Origin of the sequence: Pseudomonas sp. Ant30-3 (genome assembly GCF_000690905.1) — a bacterium.
GTDB lineage: Bacteria > Pseudomonadota > Gammaproteobacteria > Pseudomonadales > Pseudomonadaceae > Aquipseudomonas.
The window spans coordinates 50,222-70,025 of the sequence record NZ_JMCL01000002.1; the positions used below are offsets into that span (position 1 = coordinate 50,222).

The following is a 19,804-nucleotide window of genomic DNA, read 5'->3' on the forward strand; positions in this document are numbered from 1 at the left end:
TCCCCGGACGATCTTCGGTAAAGTGCGCACCATCATTGACCACGACGCTCTTCACCATAAGAGCCTCGATCACGGAAGCCGGCCATGACCGACAAGAGCCAACAATTCGCCAGCGATAACTACTCTGGCATTTGCCCTGAAGCCTGGGCTGCCATGGAGCAGGCCAATCACGGCCACCAGCGCGCCTATGGCGACGATGAATGGACCGCACGCGCGTCCGATGAATTCCGCAAACTGTTCGAAACCGACTGCGAAGTATTTTTCGCCTTCAACGGCACGGCAGCCAACTCGCTGGCGTTGTCGTCGCTGTGCCAGAGTTACCACAGCGTGATCTGCTCGGAAACCGCCCACGTTGAAACCGACGAATGCGGCGCGCCGGAGTTTTTCTCCAACGGCTCGAAACTGCTCGTGGCCCGCACCGAAAACGGCAAGCTGACCCCTGAGTCGATCCGCGAAGTGGCCCTCAAGCGTCAGGATATCCACTACCCGAAACCGCGCGTTGTTACCCTGACTCAGGCCACCGAAGTCGGCAGCGTCTATACCCCGGAAGAAATCCGCGCGATCAGCGTCACCTGCAAAGAGCTCGGCCTGAACCTGCACATGGACGGCGCGCGTTTCTCAAACGCCTGCGCGTACCTCGGCTGTACGCCGGCTGATTTGACCTGGAAAGCGGGCGTAGACGTGCTGTGCTTTGGCGGCACCAAGAACGGCATGGCCGTGGGTGAGGCGATCCTGTTCTTCAACCACAAACTGGCCGAAGACTTTGATTACCGCTGCAAACAGGCAGGGCAACTGGCCTCGAAGATGCGCTTCCTCTCGGCACCCTGGGTCGGGATTCTGGAAAACGACGCCTGGCTCAAATACGCCCGCCATGCCAACCACTGCGCGCAGTTGCTGGCCGAACTGGTGAGCGATATTCCGGACGTGGAACTGATGTTCCCGGTGCAGGCCAACGGCGTATTCCTGCAACTCTCGGAACCGGCCATCGCCGCGCTGACTGCCAAAGGCTGGCGCTTCTACACCTTCATCGGCAACGGCGGCGCACGCTTCATGTGCTCATGGGACACCGAAGAAGAGCGCGTGCGCGAGTTGGCTTCAGACATCCGCGAAGTGATGGCTCGGTAAACCTCCGCAGCGCACTCTGTAGCAGCTGGCGCAGCCTGCGTTCGGCGGCGCAGCCGTCGTAAGATCAAACAACGCGGTGTGTCAGGTACACCGCGTTTAATGGATTTACGACGGCTGCGCCGCCGAACGCAGGCTTCGCCAGCTGCTACACACAAGCGCGTTCACGGAAGTGATCAAGTCAGCAAGGTCAGAATTCAATCCGCACATCGCCCTTCGGCACGCTGCAGCACGACAAAATGAACCCTTCCGCTTCGTCCTCTTCGGTGATCCCGCCGTTGTGGTCCATCTCGACTTCGCCGCCCAGCTTCAACACCTTGCACGTCCCGCAAATGCCCATGCCGCAGGCCTTGGGAATCAGCAAGCCAACCTTGGCCGCAGCGGCGTGAACGGTCTCGCCCGGGGCCACGTGAATGCTTTTGCCCGATGAGACGAATTCCACCTGATGCAGATCCGCCACGTCGAGTTCCGGTGCATCGGCAGCGATTTCGGCTTGCTCCACCGCATCGGCGCGGGCTTCCGGCGGTGTCGCGCCGAACGATTCTTCGTGATAGCGCGACATGTCAAAACCGGCCGCTTCGAGCATGCGCTTGACCGCGTTCATGTACGGCGTCGGGCCGCAGCAGAAAACTTCGCGCTCAAGGTAATCAGGCGTCATCAGCTCAAGCATTTTCTGGTTCAGGTAGCCGCGATAACCGGCCCACGGTTCGCCCAGGCCATGCTTCTCGCAAATCAGGTGCAGACTGAAGTTGTCGATCCGCGACGCCATGTGTTCAAGCTCGCGGTGATAAATGATGTCTTTCGGTGAGCGGGCGCTGTGGATAAACACCATGTCAACGTTGCCGTTGGTGTCATAGAACCAGCGCGCCATCGACATGACCGGTGTAATGCCGACCCCACCGCTCAGATACAAAACCTTGGGCGCGGTGAAATCCATCGCGTTGAACAAGCCGACCGGACCGTGCACCGCCAGCTCCTGGCCTTCGTGCAGCGTGTCGTGCAACCAGTTCGACACCTTGCCGCCCGGCACGCGCTTGATCGTCACCGAAAAGCTGTAAGGCACGGAAGGCGAACTGGAAATGGTGTAGGAGCGCATGATCGGCACACCTTCGATTTCCAGCTCCAGGGTGACGAATTGTCCGGGTTTGAAGAAGAACAGAATCGGTTGGTCGGCCATGAAGCAGAAGGTGCGCACATCCCAGGTTTCCTGGATGACTTTGACGCAACGGACGATGTGTCGACCATTGGCCCAGGTCTGGGTCGTTACCGGATTCAGGAAGCTGTTGGACATGCTGTTCTCCACCGCCGATGCTCGGCCTTATGGTGGCGATTCTGCGTATAGCGCAGATCGCCCATTTACCTATCTGCGACATTCACATACTTATCGCGACCAGGCCCCAACTACCGGGAGTTGCGCGTCGGGAACAGAGTGGGCCATGTCGTTCGTGGATAAGGTTCTGGTGTGCGTCGGCCCCACACTCGCTGCAAACCAATACACATTCATTACACCTTGCGTAGCTATTCCGAACAGCAACCTGATTAGCCACTTTCGCCGGCCACACAGAATGGCCATGAGGATCAAATCGATGGACGTCACCGCAAAAATCAGCTTGGGCGATCCGCTGGAACCCGCACGCAAGGCCACCGCACAGATGCTGCAAGAGCGTGAGCGCACGTTCTCGCTGCCGCAGCCGTTTTACTCTGACGAGCGGCTGTTTGATATCGATATGCAGGAGATTTTTCAGAAAGAGTGGTTGATCGCTGGCATGACCTGCGAAATCCCTGGCAAGGGCAATTACCTGACCCTGCAGATCGGCAAGAATCCGATCATCGTGATTCGCGGCGCCGAGGGCGTCGTGCATGCGTTCCACAACGTCTGCCGTCACCGCGGCTCGCGCCTGTGTACCAGCGAAAAAGGCAAGGTTGCCAAACTCGTGTGCCACTACCACCAGTGGACGTACGAGCTGGACGGTCGCCTGTTATTCGCCGGTACAGAAATGGGTGCCGACTTCGACATGAAGCAATACGGTTTGAAACCGGTGAATGTGAAGACCGCAGGCGGCTACATCTTCATCAGCCTGTCGGAAAATCCGCCGGCCATTGATGACTTTTTGTCGACGCTAAACCATTACATGGAACCGTACGACATGGAGAACACCAAGGTGGCGATCACCACCACCTTGATCGAGAAAGCCAACTGGAAACTGGTGCTGGAAAACAATCGCGAATGCTACCACTGCAACGCGTCGCATCCGGAACTGCTGAAGACCCTGCTGGAATGGGACGACGTCACCGACCCGCGCGCCGACCAGGCCTTCAAGGATCATGTCGCGGCGTCTGCCGCCGCGTGGGAAGCCGAGAAGATTCCTTACGCTCACGCCAGCTTCGGCCTGCGCAACCGCATCGTGCGCATGCCGCTGCTCAAGGGGACCGTGTCGATGACCCTCGACGGCAAACAGGGCTGCGCCAAACTGATGGGCCGCATCAAAAACCCGGACCTGGGTTCTATGCGCATCCTGCACCTGCCGCATTCGTGGAACCACTGCATGGGCGACCACATCATCGTGTTCACCGTGTGGCCGATCAGCGCCCAGGAAACCATGGTCACCACCAAATGGGTTGTGCACAAGGACGCCGTTGAAGGCGTGGATTACGACGTCGACCGCATGCGTCAGGTCTGGGATGCAACCAACGACCAGGACCGTCGCCTGGCGGAAGAGAACCAGCGCGGGATCAACTCCACGGCATATCAACCTGGCCCTTACTCCAAGACGTATGAATTTGGTGTGGTGAATTTTGTCGATTGGTATAGCGAACGTTTGCTGAACAATCTTGGGGCCGAGCCGGCGGCTTATCTCAAAGGTGTGCCGGTTCAGGGTTAACAGCAAAAAGCATCGCGAGCAGGCTCACTCCTACATTTGGAATGAGTTACTCCTGTAGGAGTGAGCCTGCTCGCGATAGCGACTTTATATTCAGCACATCTCCCGGCCGTGGTTGCACAAAATCTAATCAACTGCCCCACACCCCATAATCACCAGCCCCTCAGCCTTCCGCAAACAACTTATCCACACGTCCGCCCACAGCTATTGGGGACAAGTGCGCCATGTCGTCCATATTCTTCGTAAAAAGGCGAATAAAAACCGTGACTTATCCCGGACTACGGTTTGGCTTGAGTATTGGTTAAATAGTAACCAGCCAATTGAAAGCCCCGGATAACAAGGCCTGTAGACGATGGCGAACACCTTATCCACAGAACCACCAACAGAGTTTGGGGGCAACTTTTCCCAGGCTGTGGAAAACCGCTGACAACCGCGTGAATTGGGCCTTCTGGGGCGCATTGCGGATCAAAAAAGCACAATTGATCAACTTATGATCAACTCTCTGAAAGCGCCGCTGGGTATGGGCTGCAGACGTTCGCGAACATCTTATCCACAGAAGCGCCAACAGGAATTGGGGGCAAGTATCGTCAGTTCAACAGCGCGATGTGCAAAAATAACCCGATAAAACCGTAGGTTAGCTTGGTTACTTTTCGTACTGACGCTGTCAGGACCGGGTTTACAGGGGCTGTGGACAAGTACGAACATGTTATCCACAGGTACACTCACAGCAATTGTGAGTAAACCTGTAGCAGCTGCCGAGCCTGCGAGGCTGCGTCCGAGGACGAAGTCCTCGTCAAACCAGGTACCACCGTCGCGCAGGGTCATGTCATCTTAGGCGACCGCTTCGCGCTCGAACGCAGCCTCGCGGGCTCGGCAGCTGCTACATAAGCGAGGTGCAGACTCGTTGCCTTACCTGACCACGCCTTCTTCAATCAGCAATTTGAGGATAGCCTCGGCACCCGCTTGTGCGGTGACGCCCTTGAGCACTTGCCCCCCGCCACCGCTGGCCTTGGCGGTCGCGGCTTTCATGCGGTCGGCACCGCTTTTGGCCTTGATGACTTTCAAGCGTTTCGGCCTGGGTTTGGCCGACTGCAACGTCGCAACCGTGAGCAGCTCATCGTCGATGACCTCCACGTCGTCAGCCTGCAGAACACCCCGTCGCGCCGGACCATAAGCGCTCTGTCGAGGCTTGGGCGCAGCATTATCCACAGTCGCAAGAAATGGCAGCCGCACTTTCAAGCGACGGCGCTGGCCGCGCGGCAACGCCTGCAGTACCAGCGCTGAACCGCCTTCGATGGATTCAACCTGAGCCAGCCCCACCACCAGCGGCCAGCCAAGGCTTTCGGCCAACAGGAACGGCAGCATACCCGAGCCTTCTCCGGTTTCCGCCTGACTGCCAGTGAGCACGACCTGTGCTCCGGCCTCGCGCAGATACGCAGTCAACGCCGGCAAGGCGTCGGCACCGTCAGGCTGTTCCAGCACATGCAGCTGTTCCAGTCCCATGCCCAGATAGGCGCGCAACGCCGGTTCCGCCACGTCGCCAGCATGCAGCACCTGCAAGTTATCCCCTGCCAGCTGCAGTCCAAGTTCTACAGCCCGCGCATCTTGTTCCGCGCGACGTGGCCGACCGGAGGTTGGATGAGCGCCGATGGACACCAGGCTGATGATTTTTGTGCTCATAACCCTTTCCTTTCCTTATGCCGCATCGCGCTTGGCGTCGTTACGGTAAGCCGCGACCGCATCGATCAAGGCCTGAAGAATCTCGGCACTTTCACCGATCACCGACAGGTCGGCCCGTTTGATCATGTCGCAGCCCGGATCCAGATTGACCGCCACCACCTTGTCGCAAGCGCCAATGCCCTGCAGGTGCTGGATCGCCCCGGAAATACCCACCGCCACGTAGACCCGCGCCGTGACCCACGTACCGGACGCGCCGACCTGGCGATCCCGCGCCATGAAGCCATCGTCGACCGCCACACGGGACGCGCCCTCTGTGGCACCCAATGCCTGGGCGGTCCTGTGGAACAGCGCCCAGTCCTTGACGCCATTGCCGCCGGAAAAAATGAATTCCGCCTCGGCCATCGGAATGGCAGCCGGATCTACCGCCACCGCGCCCAGATCTTCGATTCGCGTCAGGCTGCGCGCTACGGTTGTGGATAACTCAACCGGCAGAGCTTCATGACGGGTTTCGCTGACCGGTTCAGCGCATTCGGCGGCGGCCAGAATCAGACGCGCAACCGGTCGTGCCAAATCCTGCAACCCGGCTCCGGCACGGCCAATACACTGCTGATCCTTGACCTGCCAGACCCGTGTGGCCGGGCGTTCACCCAGTGCGGCGGCAAAGCGTCGACCGAGTTCACCGCCGCCACTACGGCTATCAGGCAGCAGCCAGTGACGAGGGTTGAACTGGTTATCCACAGCGCGCAGACCCTGCACACGCTGCTCCGGCGCATAACCGCTGAACTCGTCACCCTCCAGCACCAGCAAGCGATCGACGCCGGCATTGGCGAAGGTGATTTCCTTATGTTCGCCAAAGATCACGGCCAACACCGCGCCATCGCTGCCGGCCAACTGATGAGCCAAGCCAAGCAGATCGCGGTCGTGACTGCTCAAGCGGCCACCCACCATGTCCGGCACCACGCAGATGTAAAACACTGGTTGCGGCACTTGATGCAGCGGCATTTGCGCTTCAACGGTAGCCGAACGCTTACTCGCCCCGCCCTGCTGAGCGCCGCTGCGGTCGATACGCTTGATCCCGTTCGGGCCGATGAAACCGATACCATGGGGATTCTTGCGGATCACGCCATTGGGCCCCATCCAGCTGTGCTGCAGCGGTTGCATGGCCGCGTGCAGCGGGTGCAGACGGTTGCGGGCGATCCACTCGGCGCGTGGGTCGCGGCGGATAATGTCGCTCATCAATGGGCCTCCGCAGGTTCACGTTTGGCCGGTGAATTCGGCTTGTTGGTTGGCGCGTCTTCAAGCAACGCGTCGGCCACCAGTTCGGCGATGTCTTTGATCAGCGGGCGCGGTTCGACCACGCCTTCGAGCATCGCGGTGCACTGTGGACAGCCCACGGCCACAAGCTCGGCGCTGGTTTCGCGGATGTCGTCCATGCGCATGTCGGGGATGCGTTGCCTGCCCGGAATGTCGGTGATCGGCGCACCGCCGCCACCCCCGCAGCAGCGCGAACGGAATCCGGAGCGTTGCATCTCTTTCACCTCGATTCCGAGCGCGCGCAACACTTCACGTGGCGCCTCGTATTCACCGTTGTAGCGGCCGAGGTAGCACGGGTCGTGATAGGTCACGCTGCTGCCTTTGTGCTGGCCGAGATTGAGCGCACCCGCGCCGATGATTTCCGCCATGTAAGTGCTGTGATGCTGCACGAGGTAATTGCCGTCGAAGGCGCCGTACTCGTTTTTCAACACATGAAAGCTGTGCGGATCGCAGGTAACAATGCGATTGAAGCTGTACTTGGCCAGGGTCAGGATGTTGCGCTTGGCCAATAACTGGAAAGTCGCTTCGTCGCCCAGACGTCGGGCCACATCGCCGCTGTCGCGTTCTTCAAGGCCCAGCACTGCGAAGTCGACCTTGGCCGCTTTCAGCACTTTGACGAAGGCGCGCAAGGTGCGCTGGTTACGCATGTCGAAGGCACCGTCGCCGACCCAGAACAACACGTCGACGGATTTCCTTTCACTGAGCAGATTCAGGTTCAAGTCCGCCGCCCAGTTCATCCGCCCGCCCGGTGCGAATCCGCCCGGGTTGTCGGTGGCAATCAGGTTTTCGAGGACTTCGGCGCCTTTGTTCGGCGTCGCACCTTTTTCCAGGGTCAGGTGGCGGCGCATGTCGACGATGGCGTCGACATGCTCGATCATCATCGGGCATTCCTCGACGCAGGCGCGGCAGGTAGTGCACGACCACAGGGTTTCGGCGTCGACCAGACCGTTGACGATCGGTTGATGCGGATTGCCGGCGTGTTCGCCGACCGGTTTACCTGGATAAGGGCTGCCGGCAAATTTGGCATCGGTGCCACCGGCCAGGCCGACGACCATGTCCTGAATCAGTTTTTTCGGGTTCAGCGGCTGGCCTGCAGCAAACGCCGGGCACGCCGCTTCGCACTTGCCGCACTGCACGCAGGCGTCGAATCCGAGCAGCTGGTTCCAGGTGAAATCCTTGGGTTTTTCCACGCCCAATGGAGCGCTTGGATCGCTCAGGTCCAGGGGCTTCAAACCGGTGGATCGACCACCACCAAAACGCTCGGCACGACGGTGCCAGGCCAGGTGCAGCGCTCCGGCGAAGGCGTGCTTCATCGGCCCGCCCCAGGTCATCCCGAAGAACAATTCCGAAACGCCCCACAGCACGCCAACCAAAAGGATTGCCGACAGCATCCAGCCACCGAAATCTGCTGGCAGGACGCCGGCCACCGGCAGGGTCAACAGGAAGAACGAGACCGAAAACGCCAGCAGGCTTTTCGGCAAGCGCATCCATGGCCCTTTGGACAGACGAGCCGGAGGATTCAGACGACGCATGAACATGAAAATCGCGCCGACAAACATCACCGCCGAGGCAATCAGCAGCGCGACACCAAGGACGCGACTGTGCCAGCCGAAACCATGCACCAGAATCGCCAGCACCGCCGCCAGGACAAAGCCGCCGGCCGTGGCCACGTGGGTGTTGGCAATGTACTTGTCCCGCGCGACCACATGGTGCAGATCCACCATGTAACGCTTGGGCATGGCCAACAGGCCGCCGATCAGGTCGACTTTCGAAGCTCGCCCGCGGCGCCACATCGCTGCCCGCCGTAACGCACCGAGAACCGCAAGGCCCAGGGCAGCGAAAAACAGGATTGGAAGAAGGGTGTTCAACATAGGTGTTGCTCCCAAAGACCTCGGGCTTAACTACCTGAATGCCGTGCTCGCCTCACTGTAGGAGCGAGCTTGCTCGCGATGGACGTAAACGATGACGCGAGCAGTCTGGATAAACGCGGCGCCTTTGAATCCATCGCGAGCAAGCTCGCTCCTACAGGGGTTATCCACAAGCTCTTAGAAATCCTTGCACAACCGCAGCGCGTCGTAGATCGCCGCATGCACATTGCGCTGCGCCACGCAGTCACCGATGCGGAACAGCAAGTAGCCGTCGCCGCTCTGCTCCAGGCACGGTTGCGGCTTGATCGCGAACAAGGCTTCGACGTCGATCTGGCCCTTGTTGCGGGACCCTTCCTTCATCGCGTAATAGATTTCTTCGTCCGGACGCACGCCGTTTTCGATGACCACCTGATCGACCACTCGCTCCTCTTTCGCGCCGGTGTATTCGTTTTCCAGTACCGCAACCAGCTTGTCGCCTTCGCGGTAAACCTTCTCGAGCATCATGTCGCCGGTCATGATCACTTCTTTGGGGTACATGCTGCGGTAGTAAGTCGGGAACGACGTGCCGCCCATGGCCACGCCCGGCTTGATGTCGTCGGTGACGATCTCGACCTGGCTGCCTTTGTCGGCCAGGTAATCGGCAGTCGACATCCCGGTGAATTCGCAGATGGTGTCGTACACCAGGACGTTTTTCGCCGGTGCGACTTTGCCGTCGAGGATGTCCCAGCTGCTGACCACCAGGCCCTCGGCCGCCCCCCAATGCTCGTTTTGTTCAACAAACGGATGACCGCCCACCGCAAGCACTACCACGTCCGGGCGCAAGTCGAGAATGGTCGGCGCATCGGCCGCCACGCCCAGGCGCAGATCGACTTTCAGCCGCGCCAGTTCCAGTTGATACCAGCGCGTGATACCGGCGATCTGGTCGCGCTGCGGCGCTTTCGACGCCGTGGTGATCTGCCCGCCGATGAATTCCTTTTTCTCGAACAGGGTCACGTCGTGGCCACGTTCAGCGGCAACACGCGCCGCTTCCATCCCGGCCGGGCCGGCACCGACCACCACCACTTTGCGTTTCACCCCGGTGGTTTTTTCGATGATGTGCGGCAGGCCCATGTATTCACGGGAAGTCGCAGCATTCTGGATGCACAACACGTCCAGGCCCTGATACTGACGGTCGATGCAGTAATTGGCGCCGACGCACTGTTTGATCTGGTCGATCTGGCCCATTTTGATCTTGGCGATCAGGTGCGGATCGGCGATGTGCGCGCGGGTCATGCCGACCATGTCGACGTAGCCGCCTTCAAGGATGCGCGTCGCCTGGTTCGGGTCTTTGATGTTCTGCGCGTGCAGCACCGGTGCCTTGACCACTTCCTTGATCCCGGCCGCCAGGTGCAGGAACGGCTCCGGTGGATAACTCATGTTCGGAATAACGTTGGCCAGGGTGTTGTGGGTATCGCAGCCCGAGCCGACCACGCCGATGAAGTCGAGCATGCCGGTGTCGTCGTAGTACTTGGCGATCTGTTTCATGTCCTCGTGGGACAAACCGTCCGGGTGAAATTCGTCACCGCACAGACGGATACCGACGCAGAAATCGGGGCCGACTTCGGCGCGTACGGCTTTCAAGACTTCCAGACCGAAGCGCATGCGGTTTTCAAAGCTGCCGCCCCACTCATCGGTACGTTTGTTAACGCGAGGGCTCCAGAACTGGTCGATCATGTGCTGGTGCACTGCCGACAGTTCGACCCCGTCCAGGCCACCGGCCTTGGCCCGCCGCGCGGCCTGGGCATAGTTGCCGATGACCCGCCAGATCTCTTCTGGCTCGATGGTTTTGCAGGTGGCGCGGTGCACTGGCTCGCGCACGCCCGACGGCGACATCAGGGTCGGCCAGTTAAAGCCGTCCCAGCGCGAACGACGACCCATGTGGGTAATCTGGATCATGATCTTGGCGCCGTGCTTGTGCATGGCGTCGGCGAGGTTCTGGAAGTGCGGGATGATGCGGTCGGTGGACAGGTTCACCGAGCTCCACCATTCCTGCGGGCTGTCGATGGCCACGACGGACGAACCGCCGCAGATCGCCAGACCGATGCCGCCCTTGGCTTTCTCTTCGTAATATTTGACGTACCGCTCGGTGGTCATGCCGCCGTCGGTCGCGTAGACCTCGGCGTGCGCGGTGCTGAGCACACGGTTGCGGATGGTCAGTTTGCCGATCTGGATCGGCTGGAACATTGCTTCGAAAGCCATGACGGATTCCTCGACTTACAACGGCTTGACGGTGAACAACCCGTCGTCGTGGCCTTCTTCAGAGCCACCGTAAACTTGCTCGGCAACGGTGCGAATCTGGCTGCCGCGCGCTTGCAGAATCTGATCCATGGCACCGGCAAACCAGCCGGTGAACATGTAGTCGACCTTGCGCCCGACCTTGCCGTACACGTAGACAAATGCAGAGTGCTCGAGCTTGACGCTGGCGGTGCCCTTCTCGAGGTCGATGTCCTGAATCTTGAACAGGCCCCAGCCGCGTTGCGACAGGCGTTTCATGTAGTGCTCAAACACCGCGACGCCTTCCAGGCCGTGGCATTCAGCTTCTTTTTCGCACCAGTGCCAGGCGGATTTGTAGCCGGCCTTGTACAGGATCTCGGCGTAGGCTTCAGCGCCCAACACTTCCTCGATGCCCATGTGGTTGTTGACGAAGAAATGCCGCGGTACGTACAGCATCGGCAGGGCGTCGGACGTCCAGACACCGGTCTCGCTGTCGACTTCGATGGGTAATTGCGGGGCGATCTTGGCCATGGAAACTTAACTCCAGAAAAATTCGTAGTGATGTCGTGTCTGTAGCAGCTGCCGAGGCACGAAGGCTGCGTTGCGTGTCCGCAGGACCGCCCTCGGGGGGCCGCTCCGCAGCCCGACGCAGCCTTCGTTCCTCGGCAGCTGCTACAGGGAATCGGGGTTTATTCGCCCCAGACGTTGCTCAAGACGCTTACCCAGTTCTCGCCCATGATCTTGCGGACTACCCGCTCGGAATGGCCGCGCTTGAGCAGTGTCTCGGTCAGGTTCGGGAACTCGCCGACAGTGCGGATGCCTAGCGGGTTGATGATCTTGCCGAAGCTGGTCAGGCGGCGGGCATAGCCCTTGTCGTGGGTCAGGTATTCGAAGAAATCCTGGCCATGCCCCTGGGTGAAATCGGTGCCGATGCCGATGGCGTCTTCACCGACCAGGTTCATGGTGTATTCAATGGCTTCGGCGTAGTCGTCGATGGTCGAATCAATGCCCTTTGCAAGGAACGGCGCGAACATGGTCACGCCGACGAAGCCGCCGTGATCGGCAATGAATTTCAGTTCTTCATCGGACTTGTTGCGCGGGTGGACTTTCAGGCCTGACGGCAGGCAGTGCGAGTAGCAGACCGGTTTCTTCGATTCGAGAATGACTTCTTCGGAAGTCTTCGAACCGACGTGGGACAGGTCGCACATGACGCCGACGCGGTTCATCTCGGCGACGATCTCGCGACCGAAACCCGACAGGCCGCCATCACGCTCGTAGCAACCGGTGCCCACCAGGTTCTGCGTGTTGTAGCACATCTGCACAATACCGACGCCGAGCTGCTTGAACACTTCGACATAACCGATCTGGTCTTCAAACGCATGAGCATTCTGGAAACCGAAAAGGATGCCGGTCTTGCCTTGCTCCTTTGCTTTGCGGATGTCGGCAGTGGTGCGCACCGGAATGACCAGGTCGCTGTTTTCGCGGATCAGTTTCTGACTGGCGGCGATGTTGTTGACGGTCGCCTGAAAACCTTCCCACACCGACACGGTGCAGTTAGCCGCAGTGAGGCCGCCTTTGCGCATGTCTTCAAACAGCTCGCGGTTCCACTTGGCGATAATCAGCCCGTCGATAATGATGCTGTCGGCGTGCAATTCGGCTGGGCTCATCAGGCAGTCCCCTTTTGGCGATTCGTACGCCGAATCGTGTGTCGGCGCTTTGGGGCCAGCATATGCTTCGGTGCCGTGACGACCGGGTGCAAAAACGACAGGGGAATTGCCGAAAGCGTCAATCCGCGACAAAGGGTCGTCGCGCAAGCTCACGGGCTACCTGTTCAAGGGCTCGCGCATACGCCAGAATTCGCCGCACCACCGGACAGGCACAATAAAAAGGCGCGGCGCAATGAAATCGATCTTCCTGGCTTTGGCACTGATAGCGACCGGCGTACAGGCCGCTGAAGAGTCCGACATCAACCCTTGCGACGCCGTCGAAAATGACGTGCAGACACTGGAATGCTCGGCCTACAGTCGATCCGCCGCCGAAAACCTGCTTGGCGAAAACTACCTCAGCCTCGGCGAGCGCATGCAGTCGCTTTATGGCGACAACCCGGCGCAGCTCAGCGACATCACCGCCAAACTCAAGACAGCCCAGCAACAATGGCTGAAAACCCGTGACGCCGATTGCGCCGTGGAAGCATTCCCCGCGACCAGCGGCAGCAAGGCCTTCACGATTGCGCAGAATGACTGCGTGGCGCGGATGAGTGATGAGCGGTCGGAGTTTTTGGAGTTGATTGGGCAGGAGTAACGCTATGGAAACTCTTTTGATTCCCCACGAAGTGGTCAGTCGCATCGTCGATAGCGCTACTCCGATTCGCGCACGGCGCGAATATCTGAACCTTACGCAAGAGGAAGTGGCCGTACGCATGGGCGTCTCTCAACCGGCCTTTGCCCAGCAAGAGAGCGTGGCGAAGCCGCGTAAGGCGACCCGCGAAAAAATTGCCAAGGCGTTTGGCATCACGTCCAGTCAACTTGAGCTGTAGGCTGCACCCACACTTTGTAAAAGGGATGAACATGAACATCTGCGGCATCGAAATCAAAGGCAGCGAAGCGATCATTGCCGTGGCGTCCCTCGACGGTCAGGTGTTGAGCCATCAACCACTGGCGACCAAAAAAATTGCCCTCGACGATGACGACGAGGCGGCGAATGTCAAAGTCTTCGCCGCGCACGTCGCATCGTTTGTACGCGAGAATTCCATCGACCGGATTGCGATCAAGAAGCGCAGCAAGAAAGGCGAGTTTGCCGGCGGACCAACCACGTTCAAGATCGAGGGCGTTTTTCAGTTGCTGGAGAGTTGCGAGGTGACGCTGTGGTCGCCGCAGACGATCAATGCGCAGGCGAAGAAGCATAATTTCGAGCTGCCCGGGACGCTGAACAAGTATCAGCATGAGGCGTATAAAGCCGCGTGTTCGGGCCTGATGAAGAAGTAACCTGCGGCCAACACAAATCAACTGTGGGAGCCAGCCTGCTGGCGATGAGGGAGTGTCAGTCAACAACATTGTTGACTGACCAAATGCCATCGCCAGCAGGCTGGCTCCCACAATGGTTTGTGTGAACGTCCTCAGGCCTTTGCAGTGCGCCGGTCTTCCCGGGGACAGCGGGCAAACCGCGCCCGATAACTGCGGGTGAAATACGACGGCGATTCGAAGCCGCAGGCAATGCTCACTTCCAGCACGCTCATGTCCGTTTGGCGCAGCAGTTGGCGCGCCTTGTCCAGGCGCAAGCGCAAGTAGAAATTGCTCGGCGTGTCGTTCATATGCAGGCGAAACAAACGCTCCAGCTGCCGCCGCGTCACCTTGATCGATTCCGCCAGCGCCAGCGTACTCAGCGGCGGCTCGCTGTGCTGCTCCATCTCGCCGATCACTTGCACCAGTTTCTTGTTGCGGATGCCATAACGCGTGGCCACTTCCATGCGTTGATGGTCCTTGCGTGGACGGATGCGGCCAAGCACGAATTGTTCGCTGACCTGGATCGCCAGTTCCGGGCCATGCGCCTGGGCGATGAGGTCGAGCATCAGGTCGATGGAGGCGGTGCCACCCGCCGAGGTGATGCGCTTGCGGTCGATCTCGAACAGCTCCTGGGTCACGCTGAGCTGTGGATAGGATTCACTGAACGCGTCGATGGCTTCCCAGTGCAATGTCAGCCGATGACCATCGAGCAGGCCCGCTTCGGCGAGGACAAAACTGCCAGTATCGATAGCACCGAGGGTCACGCCTTCACTGTCGAGCCGGCGCAGCCAATGCTGCAGTGCCGGAGTGGCGAACTTCAGCGGTTCGAAACCGGCGATCACCAGCAGTGTGGCGCCTTTCTTCAAGGGTTCCAGCGCGGCATCGGCGTTGACCGACATGCCGTTACTGGCCAGCACCGCGCCGCCATCGGCACTCAGCACATGCCAGCGATACAGCTCGCCGCGAAAGCGATTGGCGACGCGCAGTGGTTCGATGGCCGAGATGAAACCGATGGCCGAAAAACCCGGCATCAACAAGAAGTAAAAATCCTGAGGCATTAGACGCGCTCGACTGGCAGGTAACGAGAGACAGGTAACGAGAGACAGGCAACGTGGAGACGTTGATACGCCGGTCACTCAAGGCATTCAAGAGCACAGGTCGCTACAGTGCAAGTGCTGGTCGCCGTAGTGCGCTTATGCGGGGGCCAAGCTGCGTAACTTGGCATCACCGGCGCACAGACGCCCGGACCCACAATAACGCCTGCCGAGGAAACCGACATGAAACGACTGATCAGCAGCTGTGTTCTTGCACTCAGCGGTACCGCTTTCTTCAGCGCCAGCGTCATGGCGGCCGAACCTGAATCGTGCAAGAACGTGCGCATGGGCGTGGTCAACTGGACCGACGTGATCGCCACCAGCGCCATGACCCAGGTGCTGCTCGACGGCCTCGGCTACAACACCAAGCAAACCAGCGCCTCCCAGCAAATCATCTTCGCCGGTATCCGCGATCAGCGGCTGGACCTGTTCCTCGGCTACTGGAACCCGCTGATGACGCAAACCATCACACCGTTTGTCGAAGCCAAGCAGGTCAAGGTCCTCGATACACCGAGTCTGAAAGACGCGCGCGCCACTCTCGCGGTGCCGACGTACCTCGCCGACAAGGGTCTGAAAACCTTCGCCGACATCGCTAAATTCGAGAAGGAGCTGGGCGGCAAGATTTACGGCATCGAACCCGGTTCGGGCGCCAACACCCAGATCAAGGCGATGATCGCCAAAAACCAGTTTGGTCTCGGCAAGTTCCAGTTGGTCGAGTCCAGCGAGGCCGGCATGCTCTCGGCGGTGGATCGCGCCGTGCGGCGTAAAGAGGCGGTGGTGTTCTTCGGCTGGGCGCCGCACCCGATGAACGTCAATGTGCAGCTGACTTACCTTTCTGGCAGCGAAGACGCGCTGGGTCCGAACGAAGGCATGGCAACGGTCTGGACGGTCACCTCGCCAAACTACGCGCAGCAATGCCCGAACATCGGTCGCTTGCTGAGCAACCTGACCTACACCGCTGAAGACGAGAGCCGGATGATGCAGCCGCTGCTGGATCACAAGGATGCCCTCGAGTCCGCCAAACAATGGCTGAAAGATCATCCTCAAGACAAGCAACGCTGGCTCGAAGGCGTGACCACTTTCGACGGAAAACCAGCTGCCGACAACCTGAAACTCACCACCAAATAATCCCAAATTGAACCAGCGAAACGCAGCCCGCCCGGGCTGCGAACGGGATCATCACGCCCGCCATTCCATAAAGAACAGGAACCCGCCTCATGAACCACGACGTCATCATCACCTGCGCACTGACCGGTGCTGGCGACACGACCGCCAGAAGCCCACATGTGCCGGTCACCCCGAAACAGATTGCCGCCGCTGCCGTGGAAGCTGCCAAAGCCGGTGCCACCGTGGTTCATTGCCACGTACGCGACCCCGAAACCGGCAAGTTCAGCCGTGACGTTGCGCTGTACCGCGAAGTGATGGAGCGCATTCGCGAGGCCGACGTCGACATCATCGTCAACCTCACCGCCGGCATGGGCGGCGACCTGGAAATCGGCGCTGGCGAGAATCCGATGGAGTTCGGCTCGAACACTGATCTGGTCGGCCCGTTGACTCGCTTGGCGCACGTCGAAGAACTGTTGCCGGAAATCTGCACCCTCGATTGCGGCACTCTGAACTTCGGCGATGGCGACACGATTTATGTGTCCACCCCGGCGCAATTGCGTGCGGGCGCCAAACGTATTCAAGAGCTGGGCGTGAAGGCCGAGCTGGAAATTTTCGACACCGGTCATCTGTGGTTTGCCAAGCAGATGATTAAGGAAGGTTTGCTCGACAACCCGCTTTTTCAACTGTGCCTGGGCATTCCTTGGGGGGCGCCCGCAGACACCACGACCATGAAAGCCATGGTCGATAACTTGCCGGCTGACGCGGTCTGGGCTGGTTTCGGCATCGGTCGCATGCAGATGCCGATGGCGGCGCAAGCGGTGCTGCTGGGCGGCAACGTGCGGGTCGGGCTGGAAGACAACATCTGGCTGGACAAGGGTGTGCTGGCGACTAACGGCCAACTGGTCGAACGCGCCTCGGAAATTCTCAGCCGCCTCGGCGCGCGGGTTCTGACGCCCGCGGAAGGCCGGATAAAAATGGGCCTGACCCAGCGCGGCTGAACATACACAAAACCCGTAGGAGCCGGCTTGCTGGCGATGAGGCAGGTACATCCGCCACATTTTTTGCGGCAGGAACGCCGCCATCGCCAGCAAGCCGGCTCCTACGGGGGATCACCGAACTTTTCAGGAAGTAGCCATGACCTTTATCACCGAAATCAAAACCTTCGCCGCCCTCGGCAGCGGTGTCATCGGCAGCGGTTGGGTATCCCGCGCCCTCGCCCACGGCCTCGATGTGGTGGCCTGGGACCCGGCGCCAGGCGCCGAAGCCGCACTGCGCAAACGTGTCGCCAACGCATGGGGCGCGCTGGAAAAACAAGGCCTGGCGCCTGGCGCCTCTCAGGACCGCCTGCGCTTTGTCGCGACCATCGAAGAATGTGTTCGCGATGCCGATTTCATCCAGGAAAGCGCCCCTGAGCGGCTGGATCTGAAACTGGAACTGCACAGCAAAATCAGCGCTGCCGCTAAGCCGAATGTGCTGATCGGCTCGAGCACTTCAGGGCTGCTGCCGAGCGAGTTTTACGAGAGCTCGACGCACCCGGAGCGCTGCGTGGTCGGGCATCCGTTCAACCCGGTTTACCTGCTGCCATTGGTGGAAGTGGTGGGTGGCAGAAACACTGCTCCTGAAGCGGTGCAAGCGGCAATGAAGGTTTATGAATCGCTGGGCATGCGCCCACTGCATGTGCGCAAGGAAGTGCCCGGGTTTATCGCTGACCGTTTGCTTGAGGCTTTGTGGCGCGAGGCATTGCACCTGGTCAACGACGGTGTGGCAACGACGGGCGAAATCGACGACGCGATCCGGTTTGGCGCGGGGCTGCGCTGGTCGTTCATGGGGACTTTCATGACTTACACCCTCGCCGGCGGCGATGCCGGCATGCGGCATTTCATGGCGCAATTCGGTCCGGCATTGCAGTTGACGTGGACGTATCTGCCTGCGCCGGAACTGACCGACAAGTTGATTGACGATGTGGTGGACGGGACCACTGAACAGTTGGGCAACCACAGTATTTCGGCGCTGGAGCGTTATCGTGATGACTGCCTGCTGGCGGTGCTGGAGGCGGTGAAGGCCACCAAGGAAAAGCACGGGATGGCGTTCGCAGACTGACCACCACCGCGTCCCGTAGGAGCCGGCTTGCTGGCGATTGAATCAACGCGGTCTCACCGGAACACCGCGTTGTCTGCATCGCCAGCAAGCCGGCTCCTACAAATCCTCGTTACTTCAGGAGTTGAATGCATGCCTGCTCTTACGACCTACGAAACTACAATCATCCCCTACTGGGTCGACTACAACGGCCATCTGCGCGACGCCTTTTACCTGTTGATTTTCAGCTACGCCACCGACGCTTTAATGGACCGCCTGGGCATGGACAGCAACAACCGCGAGGCCAGTGGCCACTCACTGTTCACTCTCGAACTGCACCTCAATTACCTGCACGAAGTGAAACTCGATGCCGACGTCGAAGTGCGCACGCAGATCATCGGCCACGACAGCAAACGCCTGCACCTCTACCACAGCCTGCATTTGATCGGCGATGAAAAGGAACTGGCGGGGAATGAACAGATGCTGCTGCACGTCGACCTCGACGGGCCACGCTCGGCACCTTTCAGCGAAGAAACGCTGCGCACACTGCAAGCCATCGTCGCCGATCAGGCAGACCTTCCCGCTCCCGCCTACATCGGCCGTGTGATCGCCCTGCCCGTCAGAAAATAATCTCGGTTGAAGCAGTAGACCGCGGCATCGTTCATCGCGGCCAAGTCGGATCGCCGCGCGCAATTGTTGTGACAGGGCGGACGCCTTCGCGGGCAAGCCTCGCTCCCACAGGTTCTGGGGCGCTCGAAGCATTGGCAAGTGACCTCAATCCTGTGGGCGCTATTTTCACAGGCAAAAAAAAACCCCGATCAAGCCGTGCCAGGATCGGGGCAGAGGTGGGTACTGTCGAGGAGCCGCTGCGCGAGGGTGACCAAACCTTCGGAATTCAGCTGAACCCAGTGTGCCCGCTCCCTCCGATGGCAAGTTAGCCGAAAACGACCTGTTCATAGGTATCTCGGCCATTGCGACAAAACGGCCTTGCCGCCTCCTCTCGGCCCTCCCAGAATCGAACCACGACCCCATTCTCCGAAGAAGGATTCGCGTCATGATGCACGCCGATTTGATTGATCAGGAAGACTTGCTGGGCCAGCTGAAATCATTGGGTTTTCAAGTACAGAGCGGCGCCACCGCCGAGCAGGCTTGCGAGTGTGCGGTGCGAGGGTTGAATGATGAACGAGCCATGACGTTGCGCACGATGGTCAAGGACATGTACACCAGCAGCGCGACCATCCTGCCGGCCGTGCGCGAGGCCATCGACCGGCAGTTGCTGCCTGCATTGGCGAAATATCAACAGAGCCGTAGCGCCTGAGCTGTGGCGAGGGGGCTTGCCCCCGTTCGGCTGCGCAGCAGTCGTAAAATCTTGGGGCCGCTGCGCGACCCAACGGGGGCAAGCCCCCTCG

Annotated in this window: 17 protein-coding genes and 1 pseudogene; 10 read left to right on the forward strand and 8 right to left on the reverse strand. The window is 59.7% G+C overall.

Annotation, left to right across the window (positions count from 1 at the left end; genetic code table 11):
• Positions 1–84 precede the first annotated feature (84 nt).
• Positions 85–1,125, forward strand: a complete 1,041-nt coding sequence (locus DU29_RS0100600) for a threonine aldolase family protein (protein WP_028619947.1) — start codon at positions 85–87, stop codon at positions 1,123–1,125.
• A 187-nt stretch (positions 1,126–1,312) separates the two neighbouring features.
• Here DU29_RS0100600 and gbcB read toward each other — a convergent pair whose 3' ends face one another.
• Positions 1,313–2,413 (reverse strand): glycine-betaine demethylase subunit GbcB, encoded by a 1,101-nt coding sequence (gbcB, locus tag DU29_RS0100605; protein WP_028619948.1) that lies wholly within the window; start codon positions 2,411–2,413, stop codon positions 1,313–1,315.
• Positions 2,414–2,708: 295 nt separating this feature from the next.
• Between gbcB and gbcA the strand changes: the two genes are divergently transcribed.
• Complete coding sequence (gbcA, locus tag DU29_RS0100610) at positions 2,709–4,004, forward strand: glycine-betaine demethylase subunit GbcA (RefSeq protein ID WP_028619949.1); 1,296 nt, start codon at positions 2,709–2,711, stop codon at positions 4,002–4,004.
• Between the two features lie 906 nt (positions 4,005–4,910).
• On the opposite strand, the gene etfB is transcribed toward gbcA, so the two are convergent.
• The 6 genes from etfB to DU29_RS0100640 all read right to left on the reverse strand — a co-directional run bounded on the left by etfB (position 4,911) and on the right by DU29_RS0100640 (position 12,783).
• Positions 4,911–5,681, reverse strand: a complete 771-nt coding sequence (gene etfB, locus DU29_RS0100615; RefSeq protein ID WP_028619950.1) for an electron transfer flavoprotein subunit beta — start codon at positions 5,679–5,681, stop codon at positions 4,911–4,913.
• Between the two features lie 15 nt (positions 5,682–5,696).
• Positions 5,697–6,917 carry an electron transfer flavoprotein subunit alpha gene (gene etfA / locus DU29_RS0100620; protein WP_028619951.1) on the reverse strand — a complete coding sequence of 407 codons (1,221 nt, stop codon included), beginning with the start codon at positions 6,915–6,917 and terminating at the stop codon, positions 5,697–5,699.
• Positions 6,917–8,866, reverse strand: a complete 1,950-nt coding sequence (gene dgcB, locus DU29_RS0100625) for a dimethylglycine demethylation protein DgcB (RefSeq protein WP_028619952.1) — start codon at positions 8,864–8,866, stop codon at positions 6,917–6,919. The genes etfA and dgcB overlap by 1 nt, the downstream gene beginning before the upstream one ends.
• A gap of 174 nt (positions 8,867–9,040) precedes the next feature.
• The gene (dgcA, locus tag DU29_RS0100630) at positions 9,041–11,101 is read right to left on the reverse strand and encodes a dimethylglycine demethylation protein DgcA (protein WP_028619953.1); all 2,061 of its coding nucleotides are present in this window, start codon (positions 11,099–11,101) and stop codon (positions 9,041–9,043) included.
• Between the two features lie 15 nt (positions 11,102–11,116).
• Positions 11,117–11,647 (reverse strand): DUF5943 domain-containing protein, encoded by a 531-nt coding sequence (locus DU29_RS0100635; protein WP_028619954.1) that lies wholly within the window; start codon positions 11,645–11,647, stop codon positions 11,117–11,119.
• Positions 11,648–11,805: 158 nt separating this feature from the next.
• On the reverse strand, positions 11,806–12,783 hold the full coding sequence (locus tag DU29_RS0100640; RefSeq protein ID WP_028619955.1) for a dipeptidase: 978 nt from the start codon (positions 12,781–12,783) through the stop codon (positions 11,806–11,808).
• Positions 12,784–13,015: 232 nt separating this feature from the next.
• Between DU29_RS0100640 and DU29_RS0100645 the strand changes: the two genes are divergently transcribed.
• The 3 genes and pseudogenes from DU29_RS0100645 to DU29_RS0100655 all read left to right on the forward strand — a co-directional run bounded on the left by DU29_RS0100645 (position 13,016) and on the right by DU29_RS0100655 (position 14,100).
• The gene (locus DU29_RS0100645) at positions 13,016–13,417 is read left to right on the forward strand and encodes a lysozyme inhibitor LprI family protein (RefSeq protein ID WP_028619956.1); all 402 of its coding nucleotides are present in this window, start codon (positions 13,016–13,018) and stop codon (positions 13,415–13,417) included.
• A gap of 4 nt (positions 13,418–13,421) precedes the next feature.
• Positions 13,422–13,652 (forward strand): annotated as a pseudogene (locus DU29_RS01000000129315) (helix-turn-helix domain-containing protein); the annotation flags it as partial.
• Positions 13,653–13,683: 31 nt separating this feature from the next.
• On the forward strand, positions 13,684–14,100 hold the full coding sequence (locus DU29_RS0100655; protein ID WP_028619957.1) for a DUF3010 family protein: 417 nt from the start codon (positions 13,684–13,686) through the stop codon (positions 14,098–14,100).
• 131 nt (positions 14,101–14,231) lie between these two features.
• Here the strand turns inward: DU29_RS0100655 and DU29_RS0100660 are convergent, their stop codons facing one another.
• The gene (locus DU29_RS0100660) at positions 14,232–15,176 is read right to left on the reverse strand and encodes a GlxA family transcriptional regulator (protein ID WP_028619958.1); all 945 of its coding nucleotides are present in this window, start codon (positions 15,174–15,176) and stop codon (positions 14,232–14,234) included.
• 219 nt (positions 15,177–15,395) lie between these two features.
• On the opposite strand from DU29_RS0100660, the gene DU29_RS0100665 reads away from it, so the two are divergent.
• The 5 genes from DU29_RS0100665 to DU29_RS0100685 all read left to right on the forward strand — a co-directional run bounded on the left by DU29_RS0100665 (position 15,396) and on the right by DU29_RS0100685 (position 19,713).
• Positions 15,396–16,340 (forward strand): choline ABC transporter substrate-binding protein, encoded by a 945-nt coding sequence (locus tag DU29_RS0100665; protein ID WP_028619959.1) that lies wholly within the window; start codon positions 15,396–15,398, stop codon positions 16,338–16,340.
• 89 nt (positions 16,341–16,429) lie between these two features.
• The gene (locus DU29_RS0100670) at positions 16,430–17,317 is read left to right on the forward strand and encodes a 3-keto-5-aminohexanoate cleavage protein (protein ID WP_028619960.1); all 888 of its coding nucleotides are present in this window, start codon (positions 16,430–16,432) and stop codon (positions 17,315–17,317) included.
• Positions 17,318–17,453: 136 nt separating this feature from the next.
• A complete protein-coding gene (locus DU29_RS0100675; protein ID WP_028619961.1) occupies positions 17,454–18,419 on the forward strand; it encodes an L-carnitine dehydrogenase in 966 nt (321 codons plus the stop codon).
• 129 nt (positions 18,420–18,548) lie between these two features.
• Positions 18,549–19,025 carry a thioesterase family protein gene (locus tag DU29_RS0100680; protein WP_028619962.1) on the forward strand — a complete coding sequence of 159 codons (477 nt, stop codon included), beginning with the start codon at positions 18,549–18,551 and terminating at the stop codon, positions 19,023–19,025.
• A 424-nt stretch (positions 19,026–19,449) separates the two neighbouring features.
• A complete protein-coding gene (locus DU29_RS0100685) occupies positions 19,450–19,713 on the forward strand; it encodes a hypothetical protein (protein ID WP_028619963.1) in 264 nt (87 codons plus the stop codon).
• Positions 19,714–19,804: the final 91 nt, after the last annotated feature.